The 14,245-nt window shown below is 63.2% G+C and carries 8 protein-coding genes; 5 read left to right on the top strand and 3 right to left on the bottom strand.

The features are described 5' to 3' along the window. Nucleotides 1-227: 227 nt before the first annotated feature. The 3 genes from LN996_RS05610 to LN996_RS05620 form a co-directional block, all read right to left on the bottom strand. On the bottom strand, nt 228-1,910 hold the full coding sequence (locus LN996_RS05610; protein ID WP_231339352.1) for a DUF885 domain-containing protein: 1,683 nt from the start codon (nt 1,908-1,910) through the stop codon (nt 228-230). A gap of 66 nt (nt 1,911-1,976) precedes the next feature. Further along, a complete protein-coding gene (locus tag LN996_RS05615) occupies nt 1,977-2,222 on the bottom strand; it encodes an acyl-CoA carboxylase subunit epsilon (protein WP_231339364.1) in 246 nt (81 codons plus the stop codon). Continuing rightward, nucleotides 2,219-3,802 (bottom strand): acyl-CoA carboxylase subunit beta, encoded by a 1,584-nt coding sequence (locus tag LN996_RS05620; RefSeq protein ID WP_105693983.1) that lies wholly within the window; start codon nt 3,800-3,802, stop codon nt 2,219-2,221. Before LN996_RS05620 ends, LN996_RS05615 begins: the two co-directional genes overlap by 4 nt. 203 nt (nt 3,803-4,005) lie before the next feature. Here LN996_RS05620 and LN996_RS05625 point away from each other — a divergent pair, with 203 nt between their 5' ends. The 5 genes from LN996_RS05625 (at nt 4,006) to LN996_RS05645 (ending at nt 14,093) form a co-directional block, all read left to right on the top strand. Next, the gene (locus tag LN996_RS05625) at nt 4,006-4,884 is read left to right on the top strand and encodes an NAD(P)-dependent oxidoreductase (protein ID WP_231339366.1); all 879 of its coding nucleotides are present in this window, start codon (nt 4,006-4,008) and stop codon (nt 4,882-4,884) included. 95 nt (nt 4,885-4,979) lie between these two features. Further along, nucleotides 4,980-5,900, top strand: coding sequence for a biotin--[acetyl-CoA-carboxylase] ligase (locus LN996_RS05630; protein ID WP_231339375.1), 921 nt, complete (start codon nt 4,980-4,982; stop codon nt 5,898-5,900). Beyond that, nucleotides 5,893-6,486, top strand: coding sequence for a PH domain-containing protein (locus LN996_RS05635; RefSeq protein ID WP_231339383.1), 594 nt, complete (start codon nt 5,893-5,895; stop codon nt 6,484-6,486). The genes LN996_RS05630 and LN996_RS05635 overlap by 8 nt, the downstream gene beginning before the upstream one ends. Beyond that, nucleotides 6,476-7,654 (top strand): adenylate/guanylate cyclase domain-containing protein, encoded by a 1,179-nt coding sequence (locus LN996_RS05640; RefSeq protein ID WP_159708448.1) that lies wholly within the window; start codon nt 6,476-6,478, stop codon nt 7,652-7,654. Before LN996_RS05635 ends, LN996_RS05640 begins: the two co-directional genes overlap by 11 nt. A gap of 322 nt (nt 7,655-7,976) precedes the next feature. Next, the gene (locus tag LN996_RS05645; RefSeq protein ID WP_231339397.1) at nt 7,977-14,093 is read left to right on the top strand and encodes an Ig-like domain-containing protein; all 6,117 of its coding nucleotides are present in this window, start codon (nt 7,977-7,979) and stop codon (nt 14,091-14,093) included. The last annotated feature ends 152 nt before the right edge of the window (nt 14,094-14,245 follow it).

Raw genomic sequence — 14,245 nt, forward strand, 5'->3', positions numbered from 1 at the left:
TAACTTTTGAAAATCAACAGGAAACTGCTTCTTCTTTCGAAGTTGGCAAAGATTATGAGTTTGATATTGGCTGGTTCTCCCGCGTTGTCATGAAGGACCTTAGGAACGGCATTCCGTCGGCTCACGACTATCGATTGGTGCGCTGACCTCGGCCGCGGGAGAGTTGTTGGCTGTGCTTGCGGCACACCGAGTGGCCCCAGCCTCTGGCCGGAGGCACTCGAGCCGAGTCAGCCCAGCAACGCCCGGCGCAGCACGTCCAAACCGACGGAGCCGATGTTGAGCGCCTTGCTGTGGAAGGACTTGAGATCGAAGCCTTCACGGGACTCCAGCTCGGCACGGATCTGCTCCCACAGACGCTGCCCCACCTTGTAGGACGGAGCTTGTCCCGGCCAGCCCAGGTAGCGGGTGAATTCGAACTGAAGCTGGCCTTCGCTGATGTCGAGGTTGGCTTTGAGGAAGTCGAAGCCCTTCTCCGGCGTCCAGGTGCCGGTGCCCCAACGTTCGGGGACGGGCAGTTCCAAGTGCACACCGATGTCGAACACTACGCGGGCTGCCCGCATCCGTTGGCCATCCAACATGCCCATGTGGTCGCCCGGGTCCTTAAGGTAGCCCAGTTCCAGCATGAGCTGCTCGGCGTAGAGCGCCCAGCCTTCACCGTGGCCGGAGACCCAGCAGACATTGCGGCGCCAGTTGTTCAAGAGTTCCCGGCGGTAGGTTGCCGTGGCGACCTGAAGGTGGTGGCCGGGGACCCCTTCGTGGAAAACGGTGGTGGTTTCGGACCAGGTGGTGAAGGTGTCTTCGCCTGCCGGCACTGACCACCACATACGTCCGGGCCGGGAGAAGTCGTCGGAAGGGCCGGTGTAGTAGATGCCGCCCTCGTCGGTGGGGGCGATCATGCACTCAAGAGTTCTCATGACGTCCGGGATGTCGAAATGGACGTCAGCCAGCTCGGAGACTGCGCGGTCGGAGAGTTCCTGCATCCAGGCTTTCAAGGCATCTGTGCCCTTGATCTGGCGGGCGGGATCGTTGTTGAGGATGCTCTTGGCTTCTTCGATCGATGCACCAGGTTTGATCTGGTTGGCGATCTTCTCCTGCTCGCCGATGAGCCGCTCGAGCTCCTGAACGCCCCAAGCGTAGGTCTCTTCCAGATCTACTTCGGCGCCAACGAATGAACGCGAGGCCAGCGCGTAGCGTTCGCGCCCGACTGCGTCCTTCTCCGGTGCCAGGGGCAGGAGTTCGTCCCGAAGGAAGTCGCCCAAGGCGCTGTACGCAGAACGCGCGGCCGCAGTCCCGGCGTCGAGCTTTGACTGGATATCCGTGGGCAGCGGCGCATCACCCACCGAGGCAGCAGCGGCCATTTTGGCGAAGAAACCATCCTCAGCGGCGTAGCGGCCGGTCTGCTCGACGACGATCCGGACTTGGCGGGCGGCGGCTACTTTTCCGTCGGCAGCAGCGGAGCGAAGGGACTCAAGATAGCCTTCAATCGCCCCGGGAACATTGGCCGCGCGGCCGGCAATGTGCTCCCACTGTTCAACGGTGTCCGTAGGCATGAGATCGAAAATGGCGCGGATGTCTTGGGCAGGAGAGGCAATGTTGTTCAGGTCGGCGAGGTCCCAACCCGACTCGTGGATTTCCAGGTCCAGGCCGAGCCGCTCGCGCATGGCGTCGAGGGTGACGGCATCCACATCATCGGACGGCTCAAGGCCTGCCAAGGCATCCAATGCCAACTTTGTGGCCTCCGCATGGGCCTCGGCACCGGCAGGGGAATAGTCCTGGTATTCGGTTTCGTGTCCCGGCAAGCCCAGCGTGGTGGCGAAACTGGGATTGAGTTCGATCAACTTTTCTGTGTACGCGTCAGCGACGGCATCGATGGCGGACTTTGGGCGTACAGGAGTGTTTGCAGTAGTCACCCACAGAGCCTAGCCGCGTCGCCGCTTACGTGAAAGGGTTGTTGAACTTTTCCATGTGCGGGAAAACTAGCCGCGGCTGCGCTTCCATGCGCCAGGGCCCGGTGACGGGTCCAACCGAAGCTGCTGGCGACGCACCCAATGCCGAACATTCGGCGTGGAAGCGGCCGTCGCTTCAGGGGCGCCAAGGGAAACCACGACGGCGGCAATCGCCGCGAGCTCTTCGGCCGTCGGTTCGCCCTTGACCACCGAAAACAGCGGCGCAGCGGGTACCTGATCAGGCGCGGAATCAGCCCGGTGCTTCGGAGTGCTCACAGCGGGATGTTTCCGTGCTTCTTGGTGGGCAGGCTCGCGCGCTTGTCGCGGAGGGCACGGAGCCCGCGGATGATCTGGAGGCGCGTGTCGGACGGAGCGATGACTGCGTCCACGTAGCCCAACTGCGCGGCCTGGTACGGGTTGAGGAGTTCTTCCTCATAGCCCTGGATGATCTCGGCCCGCTTTGCCTCGACATCGCCGCCAGCTTCGGCAACAGCAGCAAGATCGCGACGGTACAGGATATTCACGGCGCCCTGGGCACCCATGACGCCGATCTGGGCGGTGGGCCAGGCGAGGTTCAGGTCTGCGCCCAACTTCTTGGAGCCCATCACGATGTACGCGCCACCGTAGGCCTTGCGGGTGATCACAGTGAGCTTGGGGACCGTTGCTTCGGCGTAGGCGTACAGGAGCTTGGCGCCGCGTCGGATGATGCCTTGGAATTCCTGGTCCTTGCCGGGCAGGAATCCGGGGACGTCCACCAGTGTGATGATGGGAACGTTGAACGCGTCGCAATGGCGTACAAAGCGGGCTGCCTTTTCAGAGGCGGAGATGTCCAGGGTTCCCGCGAACTGCATGGGCTGGTTGGCCACGATGCCCACGGTGTGTCCCTCGACGCGGCCGTAGCCGATCATGACGTTGGGGGCGTACAGCGACTGCATTTCCAGGAAGTGCGCGTCGTCCACGATCTGCTCGATGACCTTGCGCATGTCGTACGGCTGGTTGGCGGAATCGGGGATCAGCCCGTCCAAGGCGAGGTCGTCGTCGTTGAGTTCCAGTTCCTGGTCGTGCTCCACGACGGGGGCCTCGGACAGGTTGTTGGAGGGGAGGAAGTCCAGGAGTTCGCGGACGAATTCGATCGCGTCTGCTTCATCGGAGGCAAGGTAGGTGGAGGTGCCGGTGGTGGCGTTATGCTGCCGGGCGCCACCGAGTGTTTCCATGTCCACGTCTTCGCCGGTGACGGTCTTAATGACGTCCGGTCCCGTGATGAACATGTGGGAGGTCTTGTCCACCATGACCACGTAGTCGGTCAGGGCGGGGGAGTAGGCGGCACCGCCGGCGCACGGGCCCATGATGAGGGAGATCTGCGGGACCACGCCGGAAGCGTGGACGTTGTTGCGGAAGATGTCCGCGAACATCGCCAGCGAGGCGACGCCTTCCTGGATGCGCGCGCCGCCGCCGTCGTTGATGCCGACAACCGGGCAGCCATTGCGCAGGGCGAATTCCTGGACCTTGACGATCTTCTCGCCGTTGACCTGGCTCAGGGAGCCGCCGTAGACGCTGAAGTCCTGGCTGTAGATGGCGATGAGCCGGCCATCCACGGTGCCGTATCCGGATACCACGCCGTCGCCGAGGGGTTTCTTCTTTTCCATGCCGAAGGCCGTGGAGCGGTGGACGGCCAGGGCGTCGAACTCGACGAACGAGCCCGGATCAACCAGGAGGTCGATGCGTTCGCGGGCGGTGTTCTTGCCGCGGGCGTGTTGCTTTTCAATCGCTTCCGGGCCGGAAGGCTGTTCTGCACGGGCCTGGCGGTCGCGGAAGTCGGCAATCTTTCCCGCTGTCGTTGTCAGATCGTGGCTCATCAAGTGTCTCCGGCTCTGTAGCTGATTTTCGCTGGCACAGTTCGTTCACGGTTAAGTAGCTTCCGTACAAAGAACAGGCCCCGATGGCCAGTCTAGTGACGCCTTTGCCGCGAACCGCTGTAGAAACCCTACAATTTTCCGCGTCCAAGCCAAATCCCTCACTATGTTACCCGTCGGTAACATAGTTGGGCTAGAGTGTCCCCATGACTTCAAGCAACGACGCTTCCCGCGCACTTTCGCAGGCAGAGACTCCCTACGTGGCTACCGGTTCGCTCAAGGACAGGACCATCCTCATGTCCGGTGGCAGCCGTGGCATCGGACTGGCGATCGCCACCCGCGCGGCCCGTGACGGTGCCAACATTGTGATCATGGCCAAGACCGGCGACCCCCATCCCAAGCTGGAGGGAACCGTCTTCACGGCAGCGGATCAACTGGTCGCCGCCGGCGGACAGGCACTGCCGTTGGTGGGGGACGTCCGCAACGACGACGACGTTGCTGCCGCGGTGGCCGCCGCCGTCGAGCGTTTCGGTGGGATCGACGTCGTCGTTAACAACGCCTCGGCGATCGACCTCTCCCCCACCGATGCCGTAGACATGAAGCGCTACGACCTCATGCAGGACATCAATGTCCGTGGCACTTTCCTGCTCTCCAAGCTGGCGCTGCCGGCCCTGCGGGAGTCCGCTCACGGCCACATTCTCACACTGTCCCCGCCCCTCAACCTGGAACCCAAATGGGCCGGCATGCACTTGGCCTACACCATGGCCAAGTATGGGATGAGCCTGACCACCCTGGGCCTCGCCGAAGAGTTGAAGGACGACGGCGTGTCGGTCAACTCGCTCTGGCCGTGCACCTTGATTGATACTGCCGCGATCCGGAACATGCCGGGCGGGCAGCAAATCGTGCAGGCGGCGCGTGGCCCGGAGATCATGGCCGACGCGGCGCACGCGGTGCTCACTGGCACTGGCGCAACCGGGAATTTCTTCACGGACGAGGAAGTCCTTCGCGCCGCTGGGGTGTCGGACTTTGCGCCGTACAGCCTCGGCGCACCCGAGGACCGCCTGGTTCCGGACATCTTCCTCTGAGTCGATTTCGCCGAACGGATTTCTCTGGGCGGATTCCCAGACGCTTTTCGGTTCACGGGCCATCCCGGAGCGCCGCAACTGGATAGGATTCAGCTATGGATGCCGAACAGCCAGACAACAGCGAACCGCAGGTCCCGTCCGGGCCGTCCCGTTCTCCCTTGGACCGCGATGCGCTGCTCCAGCCGGACTTCCTGTCGGCCACGGGCATCTCCCAATTGAACATTGTCGCGTCCACGGGCTCCACCAATCAGGACCTGGTGCGCGCCGTCACGGTTGAGCCCAAAAAGTGGGCTGATCTTGCGGTGTTGACCGCCGAACACCAGACGGCTGCGCGCGGACGGTTGGACCGGCACTGGGAATCACCGGAGCGCTCGGCAGTGTCCGTGTCCATGGTCCTGCGTCCGGTAACGGCCGAGGGCATGCCCGTGCCCACACAGAGCTACTCCTGGCTTTCCCTGCTTGCGGCCGTTGCCCTGCGCGAGGCGTTGCAGGAAACCGCCGGAGTGACCGCTGAGATCAAGTGGCCCAACGACGTCTTGGTCAAGGGTCGCAAGATCGCCGGAATCCTGGCGCAGATGACACCCCTGGGCGACGGTTCGGTACCTGCCGTGATCCTCGGAGTGGGTCTCAACGTGACCCTGGCGGAAGATGAGTTGCCGGTTCCAACAGCAACGTCCCTCGCGTTGGAAGGCGCCACGACGACGGACCGCACCGCGCTGCTGAAGAGCTACCTTTCGCGATTTGCCCGGCTTTACCGCAGCTTCTGCAATTCCGAAGGAGACCCTTCCGCCGGTCTGGACGGCGGACCGTCGCTGCACAAACGTGTTGAGTCTGCCATGGTCACGTTGGGCCGCGAAGTGCGGGCGCACTTGCCCGGCGATCACGAACTGGTGGGGCATGCCTCACGCCTCGATGAGCATGGCTCGTTGCTGGTGGTGGACCATGGCGGCAGGGAACACGTCGTAACGGCCGGGGATGTGGTGCACTTGCGCGCCACGGAAAGCGGTTATGCGTAAAGAGCTGCTTCCGGGGGAGCAGGTCATCACCATCACGCGGCAACAGTCGCGTTCCCTCTTCTTTCCCGTCCTGGTCTTCGTACTTGCTCCAGCCCTGACCGGCTACGCCTGCGCCTGGATTGTGAAGGGCAATGCCCAGCGGGTCGCTCCATTCATTACAGTGGAATGGACTCCTTGGCTGATGGGCATCTGTGTGGTGCTCGCAGCGTGGTTGTTGATTGGCTACAGCCTCAAGCGCGTGCTGCGCTGGCGCTCCATCAGGTACATCTTGACGAGCAGGCGGATACTTGCCAAATTCGGAATGTTTCGGCGTCGCGATTGGCAGGTTTCACTGATGGCGGTCCGCAACGTGGGCGTTCATCAGAGCATGCTCCAACGGTCATTGCACTCGGGGAATATATCCTTGGATACCGGGCACTCCGGGACAGCCGTTCTGGCGGACGTTCCCGAGGTTGGAAAATTCAGGGGCTTCATTCTTGACGCGATGGACGAACTCCCGCAAGGTGAGGTTTTTGAGGGCCAAGTATTGACGGATTATGACCAGTTGCCATGGGAGCTGAGAGAAGGTGGAAGAGATGAGCGTTGAGGATCAGCAGTCCGGCGAGGACTTGGACCAGGAGTTCGACGCCGTCCCCGAACCTTCCGTGGATGAGGATACGGATGCCGGGCCTGCTCCGGTACCGGTGCAGACGGGTCCACCCACTGGGGTGATGTCCGCCGAACGCCTTGCTATTAAGGCGCTGGAGTCGAAGTTGCTTGGCGGCGAACGCAAGCTCCGCCGTCGCGAAGTCGCAGCCGGCGCAGGCGTTTCCATTCTGTCCGCACGAAAAATTTGGCGTGCCCTCGGGTTCCCGAACTTCGGCGACGAAGACGTTGCCTTTACCGAGCGGGACCAAGCCGCGCTGTCCACCATCCTGGACCTCGTCAGGGCAGGGATCCTTACCGAGGAAGCTGCTATCTCGGTCACCCGTTCCATCGGGCAGATGACGGACCGCATGGTGGTCTGGCAGATCGAAGCCCTGGTTGAGGACATGGTGTCCGAGCAGGGGATTCCGGATGCGGTGGCCCGTAAGCAACTCGTGGGTCAGTTACCGGCCTTGGTGGATTCCCTCGAAGAGATCCTTGTTTATTCATACCGCCGCCAGCTGAATGCAGGAGTGCAGCGCCTCGCGGTGAGGGCCGAGGCAGGGCTGCAGGCGAGTGAGGAAGGCCGCGAGGGCGACGAAGATGACTCCCCGTTGCCCCTGGCGCGCGCAGTGGGCTTCGCGGACCTCGTCTCATACACCAGCCTTTCGCGTCGCATGAACGAGAAGACCCTGGCCCAACTGGTGCAGCGCTTTGAGAACAAGTGCGCCGAGATTATTTCCGTGGGTGGCGGACGCCTGGTCAAGACCGTGGGTGACGAAGTCCTCTACATCGCGGAAACGCCTGCGGCCGGGGCCGAGATTTCGTTGGCACTGGCCCAAGCTTTCACTGAGGACGAGATCCTTCCGCAGTGCCGCGTTTCCATGGTCTGGGGCCGCATTCTGTCCAGGCTGGGTGACATCTACGGACCCACGGTGAACCTCGCCGCCCGGCTCACCACCTTGGCCCAGCCCGGTACCGTCCTGGTGGACGCGATGACAGCCGCTGCGCTGGGGCAGGATGACCGTTTTGTCCTGGTTCCGCAGAAGTCGGAGAATGTCCGTGGCTTCGGTGAGATCCATCCTGTGATGCTGGCCCGCGGCCGCGGCAAGGGCCTGGTGCTGGACTAGGCGCGTGATCACAGCCCGCCTTCCAAAGCGCACGCTCTCTCACCTCCCGTCGTATTCTGCCCGACGCCCTCTCACTTCCTTCAAGAAAGTGAGAGGGCGTCCCTGTTTTGGGGGCGTTTGGTGATAGGGGATCGGGGGCGGCCCGGGCGGTAAACCGGGGAGCCGGACACGGGTGTTGACGCGTGGGTCCTCAGGGGATGAACGACGCGACTTAGCTAATCGATGGATTAACCCGGTAGGCTGTGGGTTGTTTGTGTCGTGATTTCGCCGTGGGGGTCGGCGCCGGCAGCTTCGTGCTGCCTGAACTGTGGGGGATTGTAGGATGGCTCTGCCTGATGGGTCCGGAAAACGCCGTGCCAAAAACCGCCGGCGCAAAGCCATCGCAACCATGGCCTTCACGGCGGCAGCAGCTGTCCTGGTGACTGGTGCCATCCTTTACCCGGGCTTCAAGACCACCGAGGTGGAACTCAACGACGGCGGCGTCTGGGTGGTCAGCAAGACCAAGAATGCTGCCGGGCGCCTTAACTATCCTTCGAAGTCCTTGGATGGCGCAGTGACCCCCGCCAGCACCAACTTCGACATCCTCCAGCAGGCCGGTGACATCTTCATTGATGACTCCGATGGCGGAACCATCAACCCTGTCAGCGCCGCCAACATGCGCCTCGGCGGCGACCAAAAACTACCAGGCTCCGCAGACGTGAGCTTCGGCAACAAAGTACTGGCTGTCACTGACCCGTCCAAGGGCAAGGTCTGGGCCGTTTCGCCCACCTCCATCGGCGGTTTCAGCGACGAATCGGAACCCTTGTTCGAACAGTCCCCGGGCGTCGTGTCCGTGGTGGGTGTGGATGACACCATCCACACCCTGGACCCAAAAACGGGCACACTGACGGCAACCAAGGTGGACGTCGACGGTCAGGCCGTGGATTCGCAAGTCCGCAAAGACGACGCACTGAAGGCCGACGGCGAAGTCCAGTTGGCCGCGGTGGGCGACAAAGCAGTGGTGCTCAATGAAACCAGCGGCGACATCGTGCTGCCCGGCGGCAGCAAGGTGCACCTGGACGATGCCCGGGATGCCAAGTTGCAGCAGAGCGGTCCAGCCGCCGATTTCGTTGCCGTTGCCACTCCGAAGGCATTGCTCCTGCAACCCCTGGACGGCGGGACAGCCAAGACTGTCCAAGCGGACGGCCAGGGCATTCCGGCTGCGCCTGTTCATCTGGGATCCTGCACGTACGCCGCGTGGTCCGGTGCCAACAAGTACGTCCGCGACTGCACCAACGAGGCAGATAACAGGCGGTCCGACGTTCCCAAGGCGAGTGCATCGCCGTCGTACGTGTTCCGTGTCAACCGCGATCTCGTGGTGCTGAACGACGTGAACTCCGGCAACGTCTGGATGGTCAACCAGAACATGCAGTTGGTCAATAACTGGGACGACGTCATCCCACCCCAACAGACCTCGGACGACGCCGAGAAGGACTCCGCGGACGAAGTCCAGCAGACAGTCCTTCCGGACCGCAGCAAACCCAATACTGTACCGGTGGCCAAGCCTGATTCGTTTGGTGTCAGGGCTGGCAAGACCACTGTTCTGCCTGTCCTGGACAACGACGCCGATGCCGACGGCGATGTCCTCACAGTCAGCACCAGCGAGCCATTGAAGTCCGGCGCGTTGTCCGCCGTCTACGGTGGCACCGGCTACCAGATCGCGGTTCCGGCAGGAACCACGGGTTCGGAAACGTTCAAGTATTCGGTCGACGACGGCCGGGGCGGTACGGGGGCCGCGGACGTTGACCTGCGCATCGTGCCGGCGGAGGAAAACAACGCGCCGCAGCCCAAGCCCAACCGGAACAACGCCTTGGTGGTCCAGTCCGGGAAGATTGCCAGCCAGTTTGTCCTCACCGATTGGTTGGACCCCGACGGCGATGACATCTTTGCGGTAGCCGTCTCCAGCAGCGATCCCGCGGACCAGGTCCGGATCAGGCCGGACGGCCTGCTCACCTTCCAGGACTCAGGGGCGGGACCGGGCCGCAAAACACTGACCGTGAGTGTCTCGGACGGGTCCATGACCACCCAAGGGCAGATCAGCGTGGACGTCCGTGCTCCCGGTGCGCTGCCGCCCATCGCGAACGCTGACCACGTGGTTGCGGTGGCGGGCCAGGATACGGTGATCGCCCCGCTCAAGAATGACACCGACCCCCAGGGCGGCACCTTGCGGCTGGCGCAAGCACAGCCGGATCCGCAGTCGACCGCGGTGGTCGGGCCGGACCAGCAGACGTTTACTTTCAATTCGGCGTCCGTGGGTCCCCACTACGTGACGTACATGGTGACCAACGGACCGGCGAGTGCGCAGCAACTGGTGCGCGTCGACGTCGTGTCCGGAAACAGCGAGGGTGCGCCGGTGGCTGTCCGCGATATAGCCCTCCTGCCCAGCGGTGGCAGCACCGTGGTTGACGTCCTGGGCAATGACTCGGACCCCAGCGGAGGCGTCCTGGTGGTCCAGTCGGTCACCGCGGCTGACGGGCTTCCTGTTTCCGTTGCAGTGCTGGATCACTCGGTGGTCAAGATCACGGACATCCGGGCCCAGGGCCAGCTCTCCCTGAAATACACGATCTCCAACGGCAAGGCGTCGGCAACGGGGGACATCTCCGTACAGGTTGTTCCGGCGCCTACCAAGCTTCAGGCACCGCAGGCCAAGCCGGACGAGGTATCCGTGCGTGCCGGCGACGTCGTGACCATCCCGGTCCTGGACAACGACACGGACCCCAACGGCGGAGAGCTCACCCTCGACCCCGTCCTGGCGCAGCAGCCTGACGAGGCCGCCGGCAGGATCTTCGTTGCCGGGAACACGCTGCGGTACATCGCCGGCGAGGAGCCCACCACTGTATATGCGATCTATAAGGTCAGCAACGCCTCGGGCCAGACCGACTCGCAGCAAGTCACCATCCGGATCCGCGCCCGCGACGACGCCACGAACACCCGGCCCGAGCCCCGGAACCTGACTGCCAGGGTGGTTGCGGGGATGACGGTGAAGATTCCGGTCCCCCTGGACGGCATCGACGCCGATGGCGACTCCGTTCAGCTCATCGGTATCGACAAAGCTCCCGAACTGGGGACAGCGATTCTTCGTGACGGATACCTGGAGTTCACGGCTGGCGGCACGTCGGCCGGCACGGACACCTTCAGCTACCGTGTGCGGGATCGTATTGGTGCGGAGAACACCGGCACGGTGATCGTGGGCATTGCGCCCGCTGAAGCCGACAACCAGAAACCCATCGCCGTGGACGACGTCATTGATGTCCGGCCCGGCCGCCGGGTTGCGGTCAATGCCCTGAAGAACGACTCAGACCCCGACGGCGATCCCATAGCTTTGGTGTCGACGTTCGAGGCCAAACCGGAGCTGCAGGTTGAAGCTGCCGCGGGCAAGGTAGTGCTGACGGCACCCGGTGCAGCCGGTACGGACAGCATCAGCTACCGGATCCAGGACGACAAGAAGGCCGAAGCGTCCGCTGTCATCCGCGTCCAGACCAGCCCGACAGCGCCACTGCACGCTCCTGTGGCAGTGGATGACCGGATCACGCTCGCTGAGACCCTGGGCAAGACTGCCGTCGACGTTCCGGTGTTGAAGAACGACTCCGATCCCGACGGCGTGGCAGAAGACCTCACCCTCTCCCTGCCGGACGGAAACCCGAACGCCCGTGTGGGGACAGCCGGGAACGTGGTGGTGACGCTGCTGCCCCAGGACCAGTTGATTCCTTACACGGTCACGGATATTGATGGTCAGTCGGCTACCGCAGTCATGTGGATTCCCGGCCAGGGACTCCAGTACCCAACACTTTCGACCACGGACATCGTGGAGGTCACTGCGGGGGAGGAAGTCACTCTGGCCCTCCAGGACCATGTGAAGGTCAGGGAAGGCCGCCAGCCACGTATCACGGTCGCGGACAAGATCCGCGTCCTGGGCGGCGACTCCGCGAATGTCATTGCCGGTGACGGTAGCGCACTGAGGTACGCAGCCCAGCCGGAGTATGTGGGTCCCGGCTCCATCACCTTCGAAGTGACCGACGGCAGCGGTCCGGACGACGCGGAGGGCCTGAAATCAACCCTGACGATCATGACCAAGGTGCTGCCGAACCCCAACGCCAATCACGCCCCCACCTTCAGCGGAGCCGCGATTGAAGCGCCCAAGGGAGACACGACGGAACTGGACCTGGCCAACCTCGCCGCAGATGTTGATGAACAGGATCAAGGCAAACTCGCCTTCAGCCTGGACGGTGACCTGCCGGGCGGATTCGACGCGCGGGTGGAGGGCACCCTCCTCAAAATAACGCCGGGCGGTTCGCTCAACCCGGGAGCCCGCGGGACGGTGCCGCTCAAGGTCACCGACGGCCGCTCGGAGCCTGTGAAGGCTGCCGTCACAGTTTCAGTGGTCTCGTCCAACCGTCCGAAGCCGGCAGCCAACGACGACGTCGTGGACAAAGCCAACGCCGGTAAGTCCGAGACCGTCAACGTGCTGGGCAACGACTTCAACCCCTTCAACGAACCGTTGACTGTGGTCTCTGCCGTGGTTGAAACCGGGTCTGCATCAGGCGCCCCCGCGATTTCCGGGGACTCGATCACCGTGACGCCCGCCGATGGTTTCAAGGGGGTCCTGGTGGTCAGGTACACCATCAAGGACAAGACCGATGATCCCAGCCGGCAAGCAGTGGGTCGGGTGCGCATCACGGTGCGGGACAAGCCCGATGCTCCGTCGGCGCCCGTCGCAACCGACGTCCGCAGCAAGACGGCCGTGCTCAAGTGGGCACCGCCGTCGGACAACGGCGCAGCCATCACCAAATACACGGTGAAAGCGGCCGGATTCCAGCAGGAATGCCCCACCACCACGTGCACGCTGACTGGACTGACCAACAACGTCAAGTACGTCTTCACTGTGGTTGCCACCAACGAGGTGGGCGAATCCCAGCCGTCCGTCCCGTCCAACGAGATCACTCCGGATGAGAAGCCATCGCCCCCGGACGTCCCCACCATCAAAGCCGGCGACAAAGACCTGGCCATCACCTGGACCCCCGCCAAAACCGAGGGCTCCCCGGTAAAGCACTACAACCTGGAGATCTCTCCGCCGCCTGCCAACGGCATCGCCGTCAAGAACGAGGTCACCGGCCTCAGCTACACGTGGCCCGGCCTGACCAACGGCGTGAAGTACAAGGTCCGCGCGCAGGCCGTCAACGACCTTGGCCCGTCCGACTGGGGGCTGTATTCCGCCGAGGACCACCCTGCCGGCATCCCCGGAACACCGGCGCCGCCGAGCACCACGGTGCTGTCCGCCCTCGGGTCCCGCAACCAGCTCCGCGTCGACTGGTCCGAGCCGGGCATCAATGGTGACCCCATCAAGAGCTATTACGTCACCATGAGTGGCGGCAGCGGAACCACCCAGACGCAGACCGTTCCGGGGAACGTCCGAACAGCCACCTTCGAGGTAGCCACCGACCAATCGGCGTACACGTTCACTGTTCAGGCCGAGAACAAAGCAGGCAAGAGCCTGGTCAGCGCGGCCTCAGCGCCGCGCAGGGCAACAGGAAAGCTGGGTACTGTTCAAAACGTCAGTGCCACGCCGGCAAATACCGGCGCCGCCGGTGGCCAGCTCACCATCAACTTCACCGCCCTCGGCGATACCCAGCGCAACGGTTCCAAGGCCAACGAAGTCAGCTACACCTACTCCGCTGGCGGGCGTTCCGGTGCCATCCAGCCCGGGCAGACGGTAGGAGGCTTTGCCAACGGCCAGCCCACCAGTGTTACTGTCATGGCGCACTCCACGGTGGCGCCCAGTTCCGACGCCAGTAAAGCTGCTACGGCCACGCCTTTTGGTGCGCCGGGGACGCCGTCGGCGTCGGGGTCCAACGGGGCCGTGAACCAGAAATCTGTGACCTTCAACTGGTCGTCACCTTCACCATCCACCAACGACGTCAAGACGACGAAGATCCGCATCGACAACGGCGGCTGGGAGACCGTGGGCGCCTCTGGCAGCCGGACCATCAACACTGCCGGGTGGGAAGAGACGCACAGCATCGCCGTGCAGACCTTCAACTCGCTGGGAACCGGCGGCGCCGTGGCTTCAGCCAGTGCCAAGTCCGGGCGGCAAGGGGAATGGACCACCACCATGAACCCCGGAGCGGTGGTGAGGTCCTGCAGCTTTACGCTGGGCGGAGCCAACTACGACCCCAATAGAAAAACGTGCGACGGCCAAAGTAACAACACTCCACCCTGGATGGCTTCCGCCGATCAAGGCGCCATTGTGGTGCGTTGTTACATCGACCAAACAGATAACTGGACTGGTATGCACCGTTGGTGGCGCATCGAATCCGGGTCATACCGCAACGTTGGCCGGTACATCATCGCAGGTCACACCCACTTGGGAGACCCCGCAGGCATTGGAGCGCCCCCGTGCTGACCGCTGCAAAGGTTAAGCGCGGGGCACATCTCCCCATCGCGCGCGCCGTAGTTAAGGCCGTAGGCTGTCAAAGCCAATGGATAGCCCGGTCTCGGGTTTCCTTGGTTGGCCGTGGGGTGCGTGGGATAGTCTTAGGGACTGAAAATTCCGCC

This window comes from Arthrobacter sp. AK01 (genome assembly GCF_021109375.1).
Taxonomy (GTDB): Bacteria; Actinomycetota; Actinomycetes; order Actinomycetales; family Micrococcaceae; genus Arthrobacter.